Source organism: Paenibacillus sp. FSL R5-0473, from assembly GCF_038004565.1.
Classification (GTDB): domain Bacteria; phylum Bacillota; class Bacilli; order Paenibacillales; family Paenibacillaceae; genus Paenibacillus; species Paenibacillus amylolyticus.
This window is the reverse complement of record NZ_JBBORL010000001.1, coordinates 1,913,376-1,933,511: the sequence shown is the minus strand read 5'-3', so window position 1 is coordinate 1,933,511 and position 20,136 is coordinate 1,913,376. Positions and strand designations below refer to the sequence as shown.

Annotated in this window: 19 protein-coding genes and 2 pseudogenes; 7 read left to right on the top strand and 14 right to left on the bottom strand. The window is 41.0% G+C overall.

Features of this window, described 5'->3' with window-relative positions:
• Positions 1-5: 5 nt before the first annotated feature.
• Positions 6-3,446 (bottom strand): methionine synthase, encoded by a 3,441-nt coding sequence (metH, locus tag MKY28_RS08460; RefSeq protein ID WP_340935623.1) that lies wholly within the window; start codon positions 3,444-3,446, stop codon positions 6-8.
• 179 nt (positions 3,447-3,625) lie between these two features.
• On the opposite strand from metH, the gene MKY28_RS08455 reads away from it, so the two are divergent.
• Positions 3,626-4,171, top strand: coding sequence for a cupin domain-containing protein (locus tag MKY28_RS08455; RefSeq protein ID WP_047843398.1), 546 nt, complete (start codon positions 3,626-3,628; stop codon positions 4,169-4,171).
• A 96-nt stretch (positions 4,172-4,267) separates the two neighbouring features.
• On the opposite strand, the gene MKY28_RS08450 is transcribed toward MKY28_RS08455, so the two are convergent.
• The 8 genes from MKY28_RS08450 to MKY28_RS08415 form a co-directional block, all read right to left on the bottom strand.
• Complete coding sequence (locus MKY28_RS08450; RefSeq protein ID WP_076317606.1) at positions 4,268-4,942, bottom strand: GntR family transcriptional regulator; 675 nt, start codon at positions 4,940-4,942, stop codon at positions 4,268-4,270.
• Between the two features lie 102 nt (positions 4,943-5,044).
• A complete protein-coding gene (locus MKY28_RS08445; protein ID WP_340935620.1) occupies positions 5,045-6,679 on the bottom strand; it encodes an ABC transporter substrate-binding protein in 1,635 nt (544 codons plus the stop codon).
• Between the two features lie 247 nt (positions 6,680-6,926).
• Positions 6,927-7,799, bottom strand: a complete 873-nt coding sequence (locus MKY28_RS08440; protein ID WP_036613592.1) for a carbohydrate ABC transporter permease — start codon at positions 7,797-7,799, stop codon at positions 6,927-6,929.
• Positions 7,800-7,811: 12 nt separating this feature from the next.
• Positions 7,812-8,741 (bottom strand): ABC transporter permease, encoded by a 930-nt coding sequence (locus MKY28_RS08435; protein WP_339177159.1) that lies wholly within the window; start codon positions 8,739-8,741, stop codon positions 7,812-7,814.
• 589 nt (positions 8,742-9,330) lie between these two features.
• The gene (locus MKY28_RS08430) at positions 9,331-10,122 is read right to left on the bottom strand and encodes an HAD family hydrolase (RefSeq protein WP_340937868.1); all 792 of its coding nucleotides are present in this window, start codon (positions 10,120-10,122) and stop codon (positions 9,331-9,333) included.
• Between the two features lie 28 nt (positions 10,123-10,150).
• Positions 10,151-10,660, bottom strand: a complete 510-nt coding sequence (locus MKY28_RS08425; RefSeq protein ID WP_017688037.1) for a hypothetical protein — start codon at positions 10,658-10,660, stop codon at positions 10,151-10,153.
• Between the two features lie 125 nt (positions 10,661-10,785).
• Positions 10,786-10,995 (bottom strand): DUF896 domain-containing protein, encoded by a 210-nt coding sequence (locus MKY28_RS08420; protein ID WP_017688036.1) that lies wholly within the window; start codon positions 10,993-10,995, stop codon positions 10,786-10,788.
• 95 nt (positions 10,996-11,090) lie between these two features.
• On the bottom strand, positions 11,091-11,468 hold the full coding sequence (locus MKY28_RS08415; protein ID WP_076328519.1) for a LysM peptidoglycan-binding domain-containing protein: 378 nt from the start codon (positions 11,466-11,468) through the stop codon (positions 11,091-11,093).
• A gap of 296 nt (positions 11,469-11,764) precedes the next feature.
• On the opposite strand from MKY28_RS08415, the gene lexA reads away from it, so the two are divergent.
• Entirely contained in the window at positions 11,765-12,391 is a 627-nt protein-coding gene (gene lexA / locus MKY28_RS08410) for a transcriptional repressor LexA (protein ID WP_017688034.1), read from the top strand.
• Between the two features lie 105 nt (positions 12,392-12,496).
• Here the strand turns inward: lexA and MKY28_RS08405 are convergent, their stop codons facing one another.
• Positions 12,497-13,798, bottom strand: a complete 1,302-nt coding sequence (locus tag MKY28_RS08405; protein WP_338706318.1) for an aldehyde dehydrogenase — start codon at positions 13,796-13,798, stop codon at positions 12,497-12,499.
• A 1,424-nt stretch (positions 13,799-15,222) separates the two neighbouring features.
• Between MKY28_RS08405 and MKY28_RS08400 the strand changes: the two genes are divergently transcribed.
• Positions 15,223-15,861, top strand: a complete 639-nt coding sequence (locus tag MKY28_RS08400) for a bZIP transcription factor (RefSeq protein ID WP_340935618.1) — start codon at positions 15,223-15,225, stop codon at positions 15,859-15,861.
• 330 nt (positions 15,862-16,191) lie between these two features.
• Positions 16,192-16,503: a hypothetical protein gene (locus tag MKY28_RS08395; protein ID WP_036673874.1), complete on the top strand. Its 312-nt coding sequence runs from the start codon at positions 16,192-16,194 to the stop codon at positions 16,501-16,503.
• Positions 16,504-16,644: 141 nt separating this feature from the next.
• Here the strand turns inward: MKY28_RS08395 and MKY28_RS08390 are convergent.
• The 4 genes and pseudogenes from MKY28_RS08390 to MKY28_RS08375 form a co-directional block, all read right to left on the bottom strand.
• Positions 16,645-16,883 (bottom strand): annotated as a pseudogene (locus tag MKY28_RS08390) (fibronectin type III domain-containing protein); the annotation flags it as partial.
• A 689-nt stretch (positions 16,884-17,572) separates the two neighbouring features.
• Positions 17,573-17,788 (bottom strand): YolD-like family protein, encoded by a 216-nt coding sequence (locus MKY28_RS08385; protein ID WP_083684330.1) that lies wholly within the window; start codon positions 17,786-17,788, stop codon positions 17,573-17,575.
• Between the two features lie 388 nt (positions 17,789-18,176).
• Positions 18,177-18,414, bottom strand: a pseudogene (locus MKY28_RS08380) (fibronectin type III domain-containing protein); the annotation flags it as partial.
• Positions 18,415-18,490: 76 nt separating this feature from the next.
• Positions 18,491-18,751: a kelch repeat-containing protein gene (locus MKY28_RS08375; protein WP_340935612.1), complete on the bottom strand. Its 261-nt coding sequence runs from the start codon at positions 18,749-18,751 to the stop codon at positions 18,491-18,493.
• 153 nt (positions 18,752-18,904) lie between these two features.
• On the opposite strand from MKY28_RS08375, the gene MKY28_RS08370 reads away from it, so the two are divergent.
• The 3 genes from MKY28_RS08370 to MKY28_RS08360 all read left to right on the top strand — a co-directional run bounded on the left by MKY28_RS08370 (position 18,905) and on the right by MKY28_RS08360 (position 19,925).
• A complete protein-coding gene (locus MKY28_RS08370; protein WP_340935610.1) occupies positions 18,905-19,219 on the top strand; it encodes a hypothetical protein in 315 nt (104 codons plus the stop codon).
• 146 nt (positions 19,220-19,365) lie between these two features.
• Positions 19,366-19,557, top strand: coding sequence for a hypothetical protein (locus MKY28_RS31705; RefSeq protein ID WP_076250183.1), 192 nt, complete (start codon positions 19,366-19,368; stop codon positions 19,555-19,557).
• A 65-nt stretch (positions 19,558-19,622) separates the two neighbouring features.
• Complete coding sequence (locus MKY28_RS08360; RefSeq protein ID WP_306068490.1) at positions 19,623-19,925, top strand: tyrosine-type recombinase/integrase; 303 nt, start codon at positions 19,623-19,625, stop codon at positions 19,923-19,925.
• Positions 19,926-20,136 lie beyond the last annotated feature (211 nt).

The following is a 20,136-nucleotide window of genomic DNA, read 5'->3' as shown; positions in this document are numbered from 1 at the left end:
TGAATTTATGCCTTCTCTACATTAAAATACTTAGCTTGCGGGTGGCTGAATACCATCGCTGATACGGAAGCTTCAGGTTCCATCATGAAACCTTCCGTCAATTCCACACCGATATCCTCAGGCTGTAGTAACTTGAACAGCGGCCCCTGGTCTTCCAGATCCGGACAAGCCGGATATCCAAAAGATACTCTGATCCCTTGATAACGTGCACCGTGACGTTGCTTCATGGTCATCTGGGCAGAATCCGGGAATCCCCATATATCTCTCATCATATGATGCACACGTTCAGCTAATCCCTCTGCTACTTCAAGCGCTACGGATTGCAGAGCATGCGAGCGAAGGTAATCCCCTTGATCTTTCCACGCCGTGGATAGTTCACGTACACCGTGTCCGGCCGTAACAACCATGAAACCAACGTAATCCATCTGACCGGATTCAACAGGTTTCAGGAAGTCGGACAGGCACAGGAACGGCTCGACTTTTTGACGTGGGAACGTAAATGTATGCAAAATATTACTGGTGTCCTTTGGATCATAGATAATGACGCTGTTACCACTGGACTGAGCCGGGAAGAAACGATACATGGCATGCGCCTGAATAATCCCGTCACGAACAGCTTCCTGCATGATATCATCCACGACTGCTTTCAGGTCGGTAGCCTTCTTATCACCTGAAGCAAGCAGTTGTTCTACTGAACCGCGCAACCCCAGATGATGTCCAAGCAACATCTGCATGTTCACATATGGCAGGATATGTGATAAAGGATAGTTACGCATCGTATGCCGCTCCAGATCAGGCGGTACAAGAACCGGATGATCTACAGCAATATCCGAACGCTCCACTCGCGTAAGCTCTGGAAGAGTCTGAACAGCTACAGCACCTGAAGCATCAGCTTCTTTTTCTGCTTCCATCTCCAGTTGCATCACTTCACGTGAAACAGGATTCATCAATTTGTTCGCCAGATCCAGACCATCCATCGCATCTTTGGCATATACAACCATTCCGTTATATTCAGGACGGATACGATTTTTGGTGAATTTGCGTGTTAGCGCCGCTCCGCCAACCATAATAGGCACATCAATACCTGCTGTTCGCAAATCCTGAGCGGTAAGAATCATCTGTTGCGCTGATTTTACCAATAGACCCGAGAGGCCGATCGCATCGACTTTTTCTTCCCGGTATGCCTCAATGATACGTTCTGGTGGTACTTTTATACCCAAATTAATGATTCGGTAACCGTTATTGGACAGGATGATCTCAACCAGGTTTTTACCGATGTCATGCACATCGCCCTTGACCGTGGCGAGAATGATCTTGCCTTTAACCGAAGTCTCGTTCTTCTCCATGAATTGCTCCAGATATGCTACAGAAGCCTTCATAACCTCCGCACTCTGCAACACCTCAGCTACAATCAACTCATTGTTGTTAAAGAGACGACCTACTTCCTCCATCCCACGCATCAGTGGACCGTTAATCACTTGAAGTGCTGTGTATTTGGCAAGTGCCTGCTCCAGATCCGGCAGCAATCCTTCTTTGCTTCCTTCCACAACATATGAAGCGAGACGCTCTTCTAATGAAAGGTTTGAGATTTTTTCCTTCTTCTCAACCTTCTTGTTACGGAACGCCGCTACGAACGCCGCCAGAGTTTCATCATTCGTGTTATATAAAAGCTCTTCGGAGAGTCTGCGTTCTTCTTCAGGAATGGAGGCATAACGCTCCAGTTTCTCTGTGTTCACGATCGCATAGTCAAGACCTGCTTTGGTACATTCATATAAGAATACTGAGTTCAGCACCTCACGGCCCGCTTCAGGCAGTCCGAATGAAATGTTACTGATCCCGAGGATCGTATGACATTCTGGCATCGCTTCCTTAATCACTCTTATACCTTCAATGGTTTCTTTGGCTGAACCGATGTACTGTTCATCTCCCGTACCTACCGGGAACACCAACGTATCGAAAATGAGGTCTTCTGGTTTGAGACCATATTTGTTCACCAGCAGATCGTATGAGCGCTTGGCTACGTCAAGCTTGTCTTCCCGACTAATCGCCTGACCCCGTTCGTCAATCGTTCCGACAACTACTGCACCACCATATTTATGAAGCAACGGTGTAATCAGCTCAAATTTCTCTTCGCCATCCTCAAGGTTAATGGAGTTAATTATCGCTTTACCTTGCGAGTACTGGAGGGCCAGATCAATTACTGAAGCATCTGTCGTATCAATCATGAGAGGAACCTTCACTTTTTTTACAACCAATTCAAGGAACTTCACCATGTCTTCAGACTCTTCGCGGTCTGGGTCTTGTACACACACATCGACAATGTGCGCTCCATTTTTCACTTGAGCACGTGCAATTTCCGAGGCTTCTTCATATTTGCCTTCTACAATGAGGCGTTTGAATTTCCGTGATCCCAGCACATTTGTACGCTCTCCGACCATATATGGGCGATTGTCCTGTTCGATGTAGATCGGTTCTATACCAGACAATGCCGGTGGATGTGTTCCGTTCATTTCTCTTGGGGGGTACTGGGCAAGTGTATCGCGCATCGCCCGAATATGTGCAGGGGTTGTCCCGCAACATCCACCAGCAATATTCAACCAGCCCTGTTCGGCAAAAGCACCAATCTTCTGAGCAAGCGAGTCTGGTGACTCATGGTAATTACCATTCTCATCCGGAAGACCCGCGTTCGGGTAACAACTAACGGCAACCGATGCCATTCCGGAAAGTGAGCGAATGTGATCACGCATGAACTCCGGACCCGTAGCACAGTTTAGTCCTACCGAAATTGGGTTAAGGTGTTCTAAGGATATATAAAAGGATTCGATGTTCTGACCTGCAAGGGTCGTTCCCATCGGTTCAATCGTTCCTGATATCATCAGGGGCAGTGTAACACCACTCTGTTCGAAGGCCTGCTGAATTCCAATGCTGCCTGCTTTTACATTGAGGGTGTCCTGTGAGGTTTCGAGTAGTAGCGCATCAACGCCTCCCTCTATTAAAGCAAGCGCTTGCTCCAAATAACTGTCGATAAGTTCCTGGAACGTTACGCCCCCAGTTACAGACAGTGTTTTGGTTGTTGGTCCCATCGCACCTACCACATAACGTGGAGATTCAGGTGTAGAGAAACGATCAACCGCAGCTTTCGCAATTCTGGCTGCTTCCAGGTTGATCTCGCGTGCCCGATCCTGAATATCGTACTCAGCAAGCACAACGGATGTGGCACCAAATGTATTGGTTTCAATTAAATCGGCGCCCGCCTCCAGATATTCTTCATGAATGCGCTGGATCAGTTCTGGACGAGTAAGCACTAACATTTCATTACATCCATCCAGATCTTCGCCGCCAAAATCTTCGCCAGTCAGATCAACTTGTTGAATCATGGTCCCCATTGCACCGTCGAGGATTAATATTCGTTGTTTTAATGCATCGTGTAGACTAATCTTATCCAATATCTTCACCCCCGCAAAACGTTAGATCTTAGTTTAACAGAAACTAACTTAATGTGAAAGATCGGGTTTGGTCCCGAAAGATGGCGGGTTTGCACGAATATGAACGGAATTTGAGAATCGACAAAAACAAAGCAATCCGATATAATTCAATTAAACCAAGTGGAAAAGAGGGAAAGAACATGGCTGAAATTGTTATCCGAAATACGAACGAACGCATCACTGGTGACGAAAATGTTCGAAATTTCTTGAACAAATACGAAGTATTATATGAGAAGTGGGACGCTTCCAAACTGAACACTGATCTGCAAAATAACTTTGGATTAACTGATGAACAGAAAACCGAGGTTTTGGAAACTTACGATTATGAAATCAGAGATTTGGCTGCACGTCGCGGATACCAGATCTGGGATGTCATCACGCTGTCCGAACAAACACCAGATATCGAAGAAAAGCTGGCCAAGTTCGAAGAGATCCACACCCACGCTGAAGATGAGATCCGTGCAATTGTCGCTGGTAAAGGAATCTTTGTTATCAAAGCTACAGATGATGTGGGCTACTTTAATGTAGAACTGTCTCCAGGAGACGTTATCTCTGTACCTGAGAATACACCGCACTTCTTCACATTAATGGAGAACAAACAAATTATTGCTGTACGTCTGTTCATCGAAAAAGATGGCTGGATTGCAGATCCATACCCTGATCCTACATTTATCAAACAAGCCTAACACTCTCGTGTTACAACTTGCTTAACCAAAACCCCTGTTCAATTGAACAGGGGTTTTCGCATATGCATATGGAGAGTAGTATACAACATCGGTGCATTATACAAAATAATGCGGGTATTTCGCCCTTATCGATTCCTGTTCAATAACAACTAGTCTAAGATGAGCTTCCATCACCTGAACAGCTTGCTCGGTCTGACGCTCTGTGATAAGACGATAAATCTCTTTGTGCTGGGAGATAATGACCTCCAGGTTGGAGTCCTCCGCTAGACGTAATAAACGCAACCGATTAAACGGAATATTCAGTTGTTGCAACATTTTCCATGTTCTCAGCTTACCCGTGCCCTGAAACAAAATCTGATGAAACTCTTCATCCAGTTCAAAAAGTCGATAGAAATTGTTTTTTCCTATACAGACTTCCTGCATTGCAATGTTGGTTTCAAGTCGAAATCTGAACTCTTCAGGAAAAGAAACACAAGCCAAAGTCACGATTTCCTTCTCCATCTTCTCCCGCATAAATCTGCCTTCTTCCACATGCTCCAGATTAATATGAGAGACGATCGTTCCACTCTGGGGAATAATGTCCAGCAGTTCTTCTTCAGCAAGCTTCATGAATGCTTCTCTCACGGGTGTTCTGCTCACCTGCAGTTCATCTGCAATCTCTTTCTCTGAAATCTTGGTACCCGGCTTAAGTTCCAGGTGAAGAATTCGTTCTTTTAACAGGTTATATGAATATGCCCGGGTCGAGCCTCTAATTTTTTGATTAAGTGACATGCCTAGACCTCTTTCTATCAGCCGTATTCATTCATCTTAGCACAAATTACCGTTCCACTTATATATCGGTGTGAAACGGTAATCTGGCCAACATCAACTATATTATTGCTTGTTTTCTTTGTAGGCCTTGTACGTGTCATTTGCCAGCTTCAGATAATTAGATAATCCTTGACTATCCAGCTCTTTGGCAAACGTATCGAATTCAGACAAGTCCCGCTCACCCAAGATAAATTTAAGTGTATTTTGATCCGAATAATCTTTCAGTGGTGTACTCAGAAGTGTCACCCGTTCACGGTCCTCTGAAGAGTAAGGAATTGGTGGTTCTGCCGGGATCACTTCCTTGGTATCCTTCATGTCTTGCTGGAATTTCAACTCTTCTTCACTAAACATCGATTGCAGCAGATCTGTGGTACCACCGTAGGCAAATACTCCACCAGAGAAACCAAAGTCAATACGCAGATCCTTCGTGCCTTTAGGATTCAAGCCATTGTAGTTCACATCTTCTACCAATTTACGTTTTCCGCCCTCTTTGGTAAATGTTTCGCCTTCAACGCCCCATTTGGCAAACTCTTGACCCTCATCACTGTAGTATAACCAATCCACAAATTGCATAATGGCTTTGAAGTTTTCGCTTTTTTGAATTTTTCCGGATATCATAACACCGTTTTCAAGTCTGGAGCCAGACATTAATTGCCCTTTTGGCCCACCAGGAACTGTAATCTTCGCAACAGAGTATTTGCCTTCTCCCAGCGTTTTGTTCATATCATTTCGGTGCAGCACCACCGTTTGGGAATTACCGTTAATCATGAATGATTTGCCGGATACAAATTTCTGTACAGCCTGATCATCATCCTGTGTGAAACTTTCTTTGTCCAGCAATCCTTCGGATACCAACTTGTTAAAGTACGTTAGCATTTCCTTATACTCCGGCGTAGTAGCCGTATATACAAATTCATCCTGATCTTCCTTATACGTCAATCCGTTACCAAAACCCCATCCAGCCTTGGTACCAAAGCCGGTAGCCGCAATACCTAATGTGCTATTAAATTGGAATCGGTCCGAGAACGGAATGGAATCCGGGTACAGCTCTTTGAGTTTCTTTGCAGCGTCATACAGTTCATCCCATGTGGTTGGGATAGCAATGTTATTTTCTTCAAAAACATCTGTTCTTACGATTAATGTATAATCTGGCCATACTTCTTCATGCAGACCCGGGAGTACATAATACTTGCCATCTTCCTGTCGAAGTCCTTCGATTTCTTCTTCCAATCCCCATTTTTCCACTTTATCCTTGAAGTTGGGCATCAAATCAATATAATCACTAACGGGCAGAATCGCACCGGAAGATACAAAAGCAGATTCTTCACCAGGATAGGTCTTTGGAATAACCAGCGGTGCATCACCAGAACTGATTAGAAGAGATCTCTTCTGAGAATAGTCACTCATAGGAACAATCGTTGGCTCAAGTGTAACACCAGTCATTTCAGTCATCTTTTCGAAAAGCAACCAGTCTTTTTTGTACGGATAGGTAGGTTGATCACTATACAGTATCGATAGATTAAACGGCTCAGTCGCCTTGAATGTATCCCCTACATTGTACGTCTCCATCGCTGCCTTGGTTTGAACTTCTGTGACGTCACCTCCAGTTCCGGTACCGCTGCTACATGCTGCCAGAACAACGGTCATCATTGATGCCAACACCATTTTACCAACAAACTTACGTGGCTTTTGATTCATTTAGGTTATCCCCCTGAATTTGGTTTAGGTTGACCTTGACTTAAAACTTTTTAATCAATAAAAAGCGAAGCGCTCGCCTACAAGCTTTCTGAAAGAAAGCTGCATCGGAAGCATATGCTATCACCGGATTCTCCCTTTTACAAAGGGATTCGAAAAAATCTGGGGATAACAGCAATTGAAAGGTTATTCTGTCATCGGAGTGTTCCGTGTAAATCATCTTTAGTTCAATTTATATAGCTGCTGCGTATTACTGTTTAACAGACCCTAACATGATACCGGTTACAAAGTATCTTTGGACAAATGGATAGATGGTGAGTATCGGCAAGATGGTTAATACCATCGTTACTGACTTAATATTAGCAGCAATCTGTGTCAGGTTATCAGCTGAGGTTGCACCGGCAGATGCCCCACTTGTCGCTCCTGCAATCATATTGCGCAAATAAATGGTGACAGGGAACAGTTCTTTTTTGTCCAAATACAGAAAAGCTGGGAACCAGGAATTCCAATGACCTACTGCGTAGAACAGCACCATAGTTGCCATAACGGCTTTACTAAGCGGCAATATAATGCGTAGCAAGATCCCGTAGGTGTTCAAACCGTCAATGGAGGCAGCTTCCTCCAGTTCTTCAGGCATATTTTCAAAAAATGACTTCATGATCAGCATGTTGTATATGCTAATTGCGCCAGGAACAACAAGTGCCCACATGGTGTTGTTGAACCCAAGGGAATTAATCAACACATAGTTTGGAATCAATCCACCACTGAAGAACATGGTAAATACGGCGAACATCGTCAGAAACTTGCGACCCATCAACCTCTTTTTGGACAGGGCATAGGCGAAAATAGTCGTCATAAACATGGAGATTAATGTACCTACTACAGTATAGATAATCGTATTTTTATAATTCGTCCAGAACATGCTGTCACGTGAGATGGTCTTGTATGTCTCCACATTGAATCCTCTTGGGAACAAACTAACCTTACCCGAATTAATATAGGACTCACTACTGAAGGATTGTGCCACGACATTTAAGAATGGATAGAGCGTTATAAATACCACGAACAGCAGAAAGATGACATTGAATACTTTAAATACCTTGTAAGATCTGGATTCCTGCATGGTGCTCCTCCTTTACCATAAGCTTCTTTGTGTCAGTCTGCGTGAAATGGCATTTACGGAGAACACCAGAATCAGACCGATCAGCGATTCGAACAAGCCAATTGCGGTAGCATAACTGAAGTTACTGGATTCCAGTCCAACCCGATACAGGTAAGTGGAGATCACATCAGATGTCTCGTAGATAAGTGGATTGTACAAGAGTAAGATTTTTTCAAATCCAACTGCCAGGAAATTACCCATGTTCAAAATCAATAACGTCACAATCGTTGGCAAGATCCCTGGTAACGTTACATGAATCGTTTGCTTCCACCGATTGGCACCATCGATACGCGCAGCTTCATACAAAGAATCATCAATGGTTGTCAGTGCAGCCAGATACAGAATCGCTCCCCAACCCATCCCCTGCCATACCTCAGAAGTGATATAGATTGTTCTGAACCACTCAGCCCGCTGCATAAAAGGAATATTGTCTCCGGTGAAGAAAGCCACCAGTCCATTAATGGAACCATTCACTGCTGTCAGCTGCAGGATCATACCCGCAACGATAACGATGGACAGAAAATGAGGCAGATATGACGCGGTCTGTACAAACTTCTTGAATCGTTTACTTTTCACTTCGTTAAGCATCAAGGCAAAAATGATTGGAACCGGGAATGTAAAGAGTAACGCAAGTCCGCCTAACATCAGCGTATTACCGAATACTCTCCAGAAGGTAGGGTCCTCAATGAACATTTTAAAGTACCTTAATCCAACCCAAGTTTCTCCAAATATACTTCCCCCGGGAACAAAACGTCTGAACGCAATCACATTACCAATCATCGGTCCATATTTGAAAATAAGGAGATAAATGATGGGAAGGATTAATAGTGAATACAGCTGCCAGTCTTTGCGGAACAAAGTTGCTGCCGTTCGTAATCTGCTCTCTTTACGTAAAGATGTCATGGTTAACGTTGTTTTAGCGGTTTCCGACTCCATGTGTTTTCACTCCGATCCAGGACTTGATAAGTAAGAGTAATTCATGTACAGTTCCCATCGTTTCTCCTCTAGTAGAAGACAACAACTCCTTTAACTTCACCCCCACTACCAAATAGATAATTGCTAAATGTAAGCGATATCAATTTGATGTATTATGTAGAATCACACAATCCAAAGTGCTTCACATCATTAATTAGCACTTACTAAGTGGTGTGATCTCCAAATCGGAAGAAGATACTCTAAAATATTAAGCGCTTACAATCAATCGAAAATAATAAGCAATAACTCCCTGCCTCCATTTAATGAAGTAAGTCAAAAAGATATTGCTTTATGACAATCTAAATACTAGTCATACTAGTATGTTAGTTACATTCTAATCCAGCTTCCCTCTAATTTCAATAACTTTAAGCAAAAAAAATAGAGATCTCTTTTAACAAGGTAATTTACTCAACAAGCTCAAATAAAAAAACATTGGTAACTTCAAGAACGACATCATCGTTCATTGAAGCTTCCAATGTTTCAGGGTGCTGAGGAAAGATGTTATAACTGATTCCGCTTAGAAATTAGCAATAAGCTGATTTAATTCTGATAAATGTGTTATTTCATGGTCTGGCGCATACGTTTCATTGTTGGTCTTATGCTCACGGTTAATCCATACGGATTGGATGCCAGATGATAAAGCACCACGAATATCAGTCGTTAACTTGTCTCCAACCATCATGCTTTCTTCGGGTTTAACACCCAGTTTACTCAAAGCATGTTCAAATATCGACGGATCTGGTTTTCCTTTTCCGAAGTTACCCGAGATAATAATCTCATCAAAGAACGGAGTCAATTCAGGTACACCATCCAACTTCTCTTGTTGCAAAGCAGGACAACCGTTCGTTAACAACAACAGTTTGTACTTGCCATGTAACTGACGCAAGGTATCCATCGTTTCTTCGTATACATGTGGTCTGGATCTCCGTTCTACTCCAAACTGCGTAGCCAGTTGTTCAGCAAGATCTTCCCGATCTATACCCAACTTCAACAAGCCACGACGCCAGGATTCTTTACGGTAAACTGGAGCAAGCTGCTCCAACTGACGGAACTCAGGTTGATCCCCACCAGTAAAGTTAGCCCAAAGGCCTTCAAACGGATTGATTCCAATCATTTTGGTAAAAGGAAAGGTTTCATATGATTCATACAGCCCACGTGCCTCATTACGAACAGCTTCTTCAAGTTCTTCTGGTTTTACCCCAGTCTCTTGCGCTGCGATTAGACAAGTCTCATGAAAAGCTTCTCGAACACTACGCTCATCCCATAATAAAGTATCATCTAGGTCGAACAAAATCGCTTTTAACGCCATTCCGATCATCTACCCCTTTATGCAATAATTACTTTTCGACGGTTTCCACGGTGATCTGGTGTGCTTTTGCAAACTTCAGCAAACGTTCTGCAATCGCATCTGTATCGTAACGGTTCAATAACTTGGTAAACACCCATCTTTTCCCGCGACTGTTATGTTCAATAACAACTGTACCTGGTTCAATTCTGAATTTGACAATATCGTCAACCCCAATTGAACGTTCACGATTACCCTTCGTCGTTATAATCCGATTACTGCTAATCTTGATGTATGGACGGCGAAGCATGAAGATGACTGCCAAAAATACGTAAAGCAGCATGGTCACCCAGTCCCAAGTTGTCATTGGAGCTTGCACAAGGAATGTGCTCATAAACAGATACAAAAAGGCGAGACCGATCAAAAATATTGGGAACAACAAGCTGCGTCCCTTAAAGACTTCTTCACCTGGTGTACCCGTGATTGGTTGACCACTTTTTTTGCGTTGCTGATTTAACTGCTTGGAATTTTTCTTAACCGTTCTCTCGAACGAACGCGACATGAGAATCCCCCTTATGTGTCTTTGTATCGGCTTACATAACTGTAAACCAACATTTCCCCCTATAAATTGCACACTCAAAATAACAGGAAGAAACCTAAATATCATAATGATATCATTAGGTTTCGTTAGTGTTTGAGTTTGCCTTGGTGGCCTTTGTCATTCTCATCATCAACAATCTCAATGGTATCCAGTTGTTGTCTGAAATTGCTGCGAATATTACTCAAATAAATCTCTCTTAGTTCGGCACGTTCAGCAAGTTCTTCCTCCGACAATCCAGTGGACTTTTGCTTACGAGCCAATTCGTTAATGCGTGCTACCAGACTATCTATATCCAAGCTTGTCCCCTCCAAAAATACAAAGTCATATTAACTTTGCCATTATAAAGGCTGCTTGTCAAGTTGACACGCGCTAACACTCATTGATGTGCATTTTATTCTGCAAATTGCGGTAGAGCTAGTACTTGTCCCACTTGGATGGAAGTTGTATGAAGTTGATTCACTTTCTTAATTGCTTCTATATATATACGTGTATCCATATTCGTCGGTTTATGTTCCAAAGAAATACTCCATAATGTTTCCCCTTGTGAAACAGCTATCTTTCCTCCAGGCAGAACAGCATTCTCATTGCCGGCAAATACAGTTAAAACGGTGCTGCATCCAATAAATATAATCATAGAGGTAATGACTACCTTTAACATCCATGAAGAAATCTTGAAACGCGCTAAAACCTTCTTGTAGTTCCCTATGTTAGACTTCACCAGTTCCGAATTCATTGGTTCATAAATGCTTTGATAAGTAGAATATCTCATTAAATACCCGCCTCCAAACGTTTGTTCCTATCTGTTGGAATCAATATAACACGAACACTTGTTTTGTTCAATAGATTTTTAGAACAATTGTTCGCTTCTTTTTTGAAGGAGAAATATCTTATTTCAAGTCCTTTTACAAAACATTTGCAGTATTATGCTCTGACTTTTGGACAATTTCTGTTCTATAAGCTAAAAAACACTGATTTAATGCTATTTTATTTAGAACTTATGTTTGTACGAACGGAGGTTCTATGTTATAATTTTCCCAAACGTTACTAAAATGGGGTTGATACGGTATGTCGAAGATATCCAGCAGGCAGCAGGCTATTCTGGAGTTTATACGAAATGAAGTCCGGTTGAAGGGGTATCCTCCTTCCGTACGGGAAATTGGTGAAGCGGTTGGACTGGCTTCCAGCTCAACAGTACATGGACATTTGGATCGTTTGGAGAAAAAAGGTTTGATCCGACGCGACCCTACCAAGCCAAGAGCCATTGAGCTTTTGAGCCAAGAAGAATCTGAGCATTCTCATCAATTTGCTCATAGCGTTGCACGTATTCCTGTTGTTGGTAAGGTTACAGCCGGGGTTCCAATCACTGCAACCGAGAACATTGAAGACTACTTCCCTCTTCCTACACATTATGTAGGCGAACAGAAAGTGTTTATGCTTTCGGTAGTCGGAGATAGCATGGTGGAAGCTGGAATCGTTAACGGAGATTACGTTATTGTCCGTCAACAGCAAACTGCTGATAACGGTGATATCGTCGTTGCAATGACTGAAGACGATGAAGCTACAGTGAAAACGTTCTATAAAGAGAAAGATCATATTCGCCTTCAACCGGAGAATGCGACCTTCGAACCTTTACGTTTGAAACATGTTAGTATTCTGGGTAAAGTCATTGGCCTTTTCCGAGATATTCATTAATATTTAACTTGAGTAACAAAACTAGATGTAATGAAATACGAAAGAGGTTATCCTGATCAACAGGACAACCTCTTTTTTTCATGTTTATGTTATTTTAGCGGCTAATTATTCACTGCGTTTCAGAACACTCTTGTGATGCGAGAACACATCAAAGCTCTGTTGTCCGTGATATGAGCCCATACCGCTCTCTCCTACACCACCAAACGGGAGGTAGTGTGAAGTCATATGAGAAAGTGTGTCATTAATACATCCCCCACCGAAGGATACTTGATTCAGAACCTGATCCTGCAGCTGCTCATCCTGTGTGAAGAGATATAGCGCCAATGGTTTTGGCCGGCGAACAATCTCATCTAGCATAGGATTCAGGTCACTGTACGTAAATACAGGAAGAATCGGACCAAAGATCTCTTCTTGCATGACAGCTGATTCCCAGTTCACATCTCCAAGTACAGTCGGCTCAATGAGCAACTGCTCTCGTACAGAACGTCCACCAATCAGCGTTTTGCCATCTGTTAGGAATTTCGACAACCGATCAAAGTTACGCGAGTTAACAATATGCGGGAAATCAGCGTTCTGTAACACATCGTCCCCAAATTTATCTTTGATCTCTGCGCCAATCAGATTGATCAATTCGTCATGAACTTGTTCATGTACAAGCAAATAATCCGGAGCAACGCAAGTTTGGCCTGCATTCAGGAACTTACCACGAACAATACGCTGGGCCACCAGCTTCAGTTCTGCATCGTTATGGACAATAGCAGGACTCTTGCCCCCTAGCTCCAGGGTTACAGGAGTCAAATGCTCCGCAGCTGCCTTCATAACAATGCGACCAACACCTGTGCTTCCTGTGAAGAAAATATAATCAAACTTCTCTTTCAACAATGCTGTACTGGCTTCAACTTCCCCTTCCATAACGGCGATATACTCCTGAGGGAAGATCTCCTGAATCAGATCATATGTCAGACGAGATACCGCTGGTGTTAATTCAGAAGGCTTGATAACTGCACAGTTACCGGCTGCAATTGCTCCAATCAGTGGACCAAAGGCCAGTTGGAAAGGATAGTTCCAAGGTGCAATAATAAGAGCCACTCCGTATGGTTCAGGGTAAATGGTGCTCACCCCATCCGGCATAGCCGAATTGGTTGGGACTTGTTTTGGTACAGCCCATTCCTGCAGGTGTTCTAATGCAAAATCCAGTTCACCCAGAACAATGCGAATCTCGGAACCGTAAGCTTCCGCCTCTGATTTGTTCAAATCTGCCCGAAGTGCATCTTGAATCCGTTGCTGATACTTTTCAATTCCTTTTCTAAGCTGTTGAAGTGAATTAATCCGATACTCAATATTTTTAGTTTGTCCTGTATAAAAAAATGTACGTTGATCTGTCACCAGTTGTTTTGCCTGATCCATATTAACATCTCCAATTAATTATTTAAAATTAAATTGTTCGAAATTTAATTAGAGTATACCTCTTCTATATGAAACTTTCAACATACAAATGAAACATCCATATTGTATGTATTTGAATGATGGTTTGAATTTTAAAAGAGTGAATGTTAGTATTCCTTTCTATTTCGTGGCTATCAGAATTTCTAAGGAAGTTTGATTTAAATCTTTTGTTTCAGACAGTTTAATGCACTGTAAGAAAGAATTCTAATTTCAGTTTCTCTTTAATGGGTTACTAGATAAATGACAATCGTTTTGCGCTAAAACAAGCATGAAGTGATACAATTCATCAGATGGAGAGGTTTAGTTACCATATATAAAAAACTCCCCTTTCATTATGAAAAGTGAGTTTTGCGATTATCTAAATCGACGAACAAACGTGTTTTGTTATACAAATGTAAGCCTTGGTTACAAATAAACACAGAAATGTGGGCTGGTGAAGAAGAATTCAGGGGACATTTTTGGGCATTTTGTGGGCGCCTTTTTTTCTTATTATAATGAAGAAACTCATTTCAAATACTCATTTTGATTGCATTACTACTCTGACATTAAAAGCAATAAATTATGGCGCTGGTTAAATTAAAAATCTCCTAAACAAAATATTAAACTTATACAAATATTATAAATTATAAGCTCGCAATTCATAAGCGATACAATCCCTTTAATTAACAGAGATAATTTCGGCTAAAGAAATCGAGCGGAACTCACCCTCTAACATCAACTTTATTTCACACCGTACAAAGTCTAATCCCACAACTACTCCTGAAATCGGCTCTTCAAAGAAAGAGTTAAATAATTTCAAATAAACCGTCTACTACTATTATAAGAGCCATCTAGTACCTAACTGGTCCGCTGTGTTTCCTGATCGTCCAAATCAGGGTTGCCGCGGCTCTCTGTGTTCAGCCATAATCAACCTGGATGTCTCACAATCCGTTATCTATCAGTCTGCTACGCATGAAAGCCCCATAATATTAGTCCAAAAATCGATGTTCCCAGAAGTTCGTGTGCGGCCTACCTTAGGACGTTCTCCCCACCCAGCCTTCTAAGATCACTTTGTAGGACATTTCAGACCATCTTCCAAATGTATAGTTTTCCGCTCCCACAAGAGCGTCAAGAGCAGCCATGACGTTCGTCTTATGTTTACCCGTTTCGGCTATAATCTCATGTATAGTAGGAAACCTACGCCGTCCACCTTTGTACTTATCTAAGATCCGGAGGACCTTTCTTTAACAATCCTTTAACATATCAATCACCTCACCAATACTATGTGAGAAAATAAGTTCGTTTTTAACATTAAATTCAGAGATATCTGCAATTATATATAGAAACATTTACCTAGGTCTGATAGACTATGTAATAAGAATATTAATAGGAGGATTATTAGTAATATGAAAATAGTACCAGGAATTTTGCTTATTTCCGCATTTTTAACACTTGCAGCTTGCTCACCTCAACCTAATGCCGATTTAAAAAGTGATGGGGTCGTCGCAAATGAAGTGGAGTCCACTGTGTCGCAAACAGAACCAACAGAAGAGTCAAAAGATGAAATAACAACAGATTCTGTCAATGAGGAACAAGAAACTACTGCAACTACAATTAAAAAAAATGATACAGTAACGATAGACGGGTATGCGGAGCTTTCAGTCTCTAAACAAAAGTTTTCTAAAAAGATTGAACCTTCAAAACCAGGTAATTTCTACACGTACTACGAATCAAAGGAAGAAGATTCTACATATTTTGCACTCACTGTAAAAGCTAAAAATTTATATACTACTGGCATTGATGCAGATGAAATAGCAAATGTCACCTTGATATATGATAATCAGTATGACTACCCTACATTCAGCACTGTTGAGGAAAAAGGAGGAGAAGACTTTACTTATAGCAACATCACTAGTGTCAATCCTCTAAAAACTACAACGTTATATTATCTAGCCGAGATACCGAACGAAGTCGCTGATAGTGATAAACCGTTAAAAGCTCTGATTAAGGTAAAAGACAATACTTTTGAATATACCATTAGATAATTAAAGGCCCTCCCACATATTTGATGGCAGGGCCATTTTTTCGCATAAATTAGAACGTTCGTTCTTTAATATACAACAAAATTTCCTAGTCATTTGGACCAGGTACATTTATAGTAGCATTCATGGTTGAGAGTAGCAACATCATCCCCAGTTTACTATGAAAATATTCTTAATCAGTTGGAGGAATTTTTGGAAGTTACGTTAGTAGATCTGTAGGGTGTGAAATACAAATCACAACGTGATATATGTCATAATTTTACATTGAATTATATGGTATTTTTAGAAAGTAAAGTTTTATAATTCATTCACAAAAATTTAGGAGGTATTTATATGAAAAAGAAACTAGCCACAATTGGAGCGCTCACTGCTATTGTAGCAAGTATTGCTGTTCCAGCATCACTTGCTTCTGCCTCATCTTCTGTTCAAGGTTCTGTAACTGCACAAAGTGTTACGATTCAGGCGACGCAAAAATATGTGAGATATTCAGATGCTAACAATAAGTATGGAGATGCGAAGTATGTTCCAAAGACATATACTTATGCTGATGGAGTTTGGTATGGAGTACTCAATCTAGCATCTACTACCTACTCAAACGGATTATATTACGGAAACTATGAAGGTTACGTAACGAAAATGGAGTAATTTTGTCATCATAATAAAATTCACGTATATTAAATATAACAATAATAAAAGAAGGCTTCTGAATTCAATCAGAAGCCTTCTTTTATTACAGGGACATCTAAATGACCCATCAGAATAACCGTTGGAGAATAACTACCTTTATTATTCACTTACCTCAAACGTCAGAACCCGATCATATAAGATCTGGTCCTTATTGCTCTTGAAAGGCCCTTTCTTATTTTCATGCTTGTCAATTACATAAGATGTTTTTCCGCTTCCAGCTTGTTTTGCTTCGTACCAATCGATAAAGCTGTTAACTTCTTGCATAATCAGATCGAACTCTTTTTCTAAGCCGGTAGTCATGGTCCCACAAGGATAGCACGGTTCCCTGAAGGTTGTTCATGTTCAACTGCAGGCCCTTGAGGAGTGGCAGATGCCTCATTGGAAATTCAGATTCAACACTATTAACAATAGCACTCACTCCAAAATAGTATGTAGTTCCATTAGTTAGTCCCGGAATAACGAAATTCCCAAATTGATCTTTTGTAGCTTTTACTTTTTCTGTAACTTGCCCGATTCGATTCAATAATAAATTATGTATTTTTCAACGTTCTGAGGAGCCATGTATGGCCTCCGTTTTTGTGTCCTGAATTCGTACTATTTCGGAAGTATCTACCGCCCATAATCTTAATGGATAACAGGTTATATCCTTTTAATGGAGCGCCATAATCAATGAGTTGCTCAGGATCCACTTGGATTCCTGCAGATGGATACGCGTACCTGAGTCAAGGCTGCTGTGAGGAAGTCTTGAAACTCGTTTCAAATACTCACTTTGATTATATTACTACTCTGACATTGACCGCAAGATATCTAGTCTATATGACGCTGGTTAACTCGAAAATCTCCTAATTAAAATAACATGCTTATACAGATATTATAAAGGTATAAGATCGTAATTCTAAAGCGATACAATCTCATTAATTAACAGAGACAATTTCGGCTAAAGAACCCAGCGGAACTCATCCTCTAACATCAGCTTTATTTCACACCGTGCAGAGTTTAATCCCACAACTATTCCTGAGATCGGCTCTTAGAAGAATGGGTTAAATAATATCAAATCAACCGTACTACTTCTATTATAAGAGTCAACAAGTACTTCACTGATCCGTTGCATTTCCCAATCGTCAAGTTCCGGCTTACCACATCTCTTCTGTTGCTCACACTGAGCCAACCATGCCTCTCTGTGTTCAGGCATAATCATTCTAGATGTCTCATACAATCCGTTATCCTTCCGCCTGCTACGCATGACAAGCCCCCTTAATATTGAGTCCAATAGTCAATGTTCCCAGAGGATGGTGTGTGATCTACCTTAGGACGTTCACCCTCACGTTCCCAACCCTCAAGGATAACAATATTGGCCGTATCCGACCTGTTATCCCAGTGTATGTATCCCGCAACCACTAGAGCGTCCATAGCAACCATGACGTCTGGTTTATGCTTACCCGTTTTGACTGTAAGTTCATGGATAGTAGAAAATCTATGCCCTCCACCTTTGTAGTTATATAAGATCCTAAGGACCTTTCTTTGATAATCCGTTAACAAGTAAATCACCTCGTGAACACTATATGCGAAGATAAGTACTTAACGAAACAAGAAAAAAGCCCCATCAGCATAAGTGGACGGAGCATTCCTCATTAGTATTCACTTACCTCACACGTAAGTACACGATCGAATATGATGTTAGTCCTTGCCGCTCTTGAACGGGCCTTTGTTATTATCTTGCTTGTCAATCGCGTATGATGCAATTCTGCTTACTGCTTATTTTGTTTCATTCCAATCGATGAAACTATTTACTTCTTGCATGCTCAAGTCAAATTCTTTTTCCAGGCCGGTAGTCATAGTTACAACGAGGATCGCACGATTTCCTGTAGGTTGTCCAGTTCTGGATCAGGAATCGTCGCTGGATTTGTGGGTTCATTTTTATAAATGTAAATTTTTAGGGCTGTCTTCAAAGTACTACTTCCATTAGTACCACCAATAATAAAATATCTCCATCGACAGTTACTGCTACGCTTTGATTTCTTGGGGTAGTTAAATCTTTGAATGATCTAACTTCGTTGGTTTCAGGATTATATACTTCTACTCTTGATTGTGAGTTAGTATTGTTAAGCCCACCTAATACATAAATTTCCCCATTATAAACAGTTGAAGGTGCAGCAGTAGTAGCTGTTTTAAAGCTATTTATTTTTGTCCATGTGTCATTAGCCACAATATACTCGTATATTGCCCTCGACATCCCACTAATGAAACTGGTTCCTTCGCCATAAGCATACATTTTTCAAATTTATAGAAAAATTTGACATTTTTGATGTAAATATATACTATTAAATAGAAACATATTCCAATTAGAAGGGTGATACAAATGAAGAAAAAGCTTATGATTGGTCTTTTAACCGTCGTTACATGCTTTACTCTTGGCTCTACATCTTTTGCAGCTAGTGATATGACCAAAACTTCAAACAATACCACAACGGAAAATGTGAAAGTAGCCCCTTATGCTTCGAAGGATATTTATAGAGGAATAATCTACAAAAAATCAGATTACCCTGATGGTAACGACATACCAAATAAAATTTATTATTCTGAAGGAGCCTTATCTGGTTGGATAACGCTAGTTGAGATCAAAAGCCTTACAGGTGTAACTTGGATTGCCTACTATCAAGGAACCATTAGCTAACCATAATAAATTTCAGAACTCCCTCCTATATTTGTGAAATTTAGGAGGGAGTTCTGATTCTAGTAATTGTGCTTTATCGACTAATGTACGTCGATTATATTATCAACTCTGCCAATGCATTTGAAGGAGAATACATATGAACGCCAATGGAACCTAATCCCGATCCATTACCGTCAGGTGACCGTGCTATACTTGTAATTACAATGACAACAGGCTTGGAGAAAGAATACGATCTTCCAATGATTGATGTAAATGCATTCCTCAATTGGTATGATGCTCATGATGTAGGAGTTGGTCCGGCCAAAGGATATGTCCATTTACAAATAAATGCGCCATAGGTTTAATATGAACAATCTGGTTTATCGCTTCAAGATTATCTGGATTTTTGGATCAACGATTATAAATAAGGAAGTGTTCGGAAGAATACATTGGGGAAAGATACCACCATGACCTTGATCTGGTTCTATGTAGGGAAGATGGAAACTTCATGCCTAAATCATCATTGTTCAATGCCTTCTCCCGCATCTTACAACGTTGTGATCTCCCATCCCTCCCCATTCACTCTCTCCGACATACCTGCGCTGTTCTTTTACTTGAGTCCGGGGCAGATATGAAATTCGTTCAAGAACAATTAGGTCACGGAAGTATTCAGATCACATCAGATGTATATGCCACATCTCAGGCAAGATCCAGAAAAGCAATATAGATAGATTTGAGAAATTCACTGAAGAAATTTTCGAATAGAAAAATATTTTATGGGCACTTTGATTTTTCTTTAAATATATATGTACTTGCCCACAAAAAGAAAAAAACCTCAGCGCTAGAGCGCCAAGGGATTGAGCAATTAGTACAAAGTAATATATTGATCGCGCTCCCATTGGTGGACTTGTGTGCGGTTTATGTACGTTAACTTCATA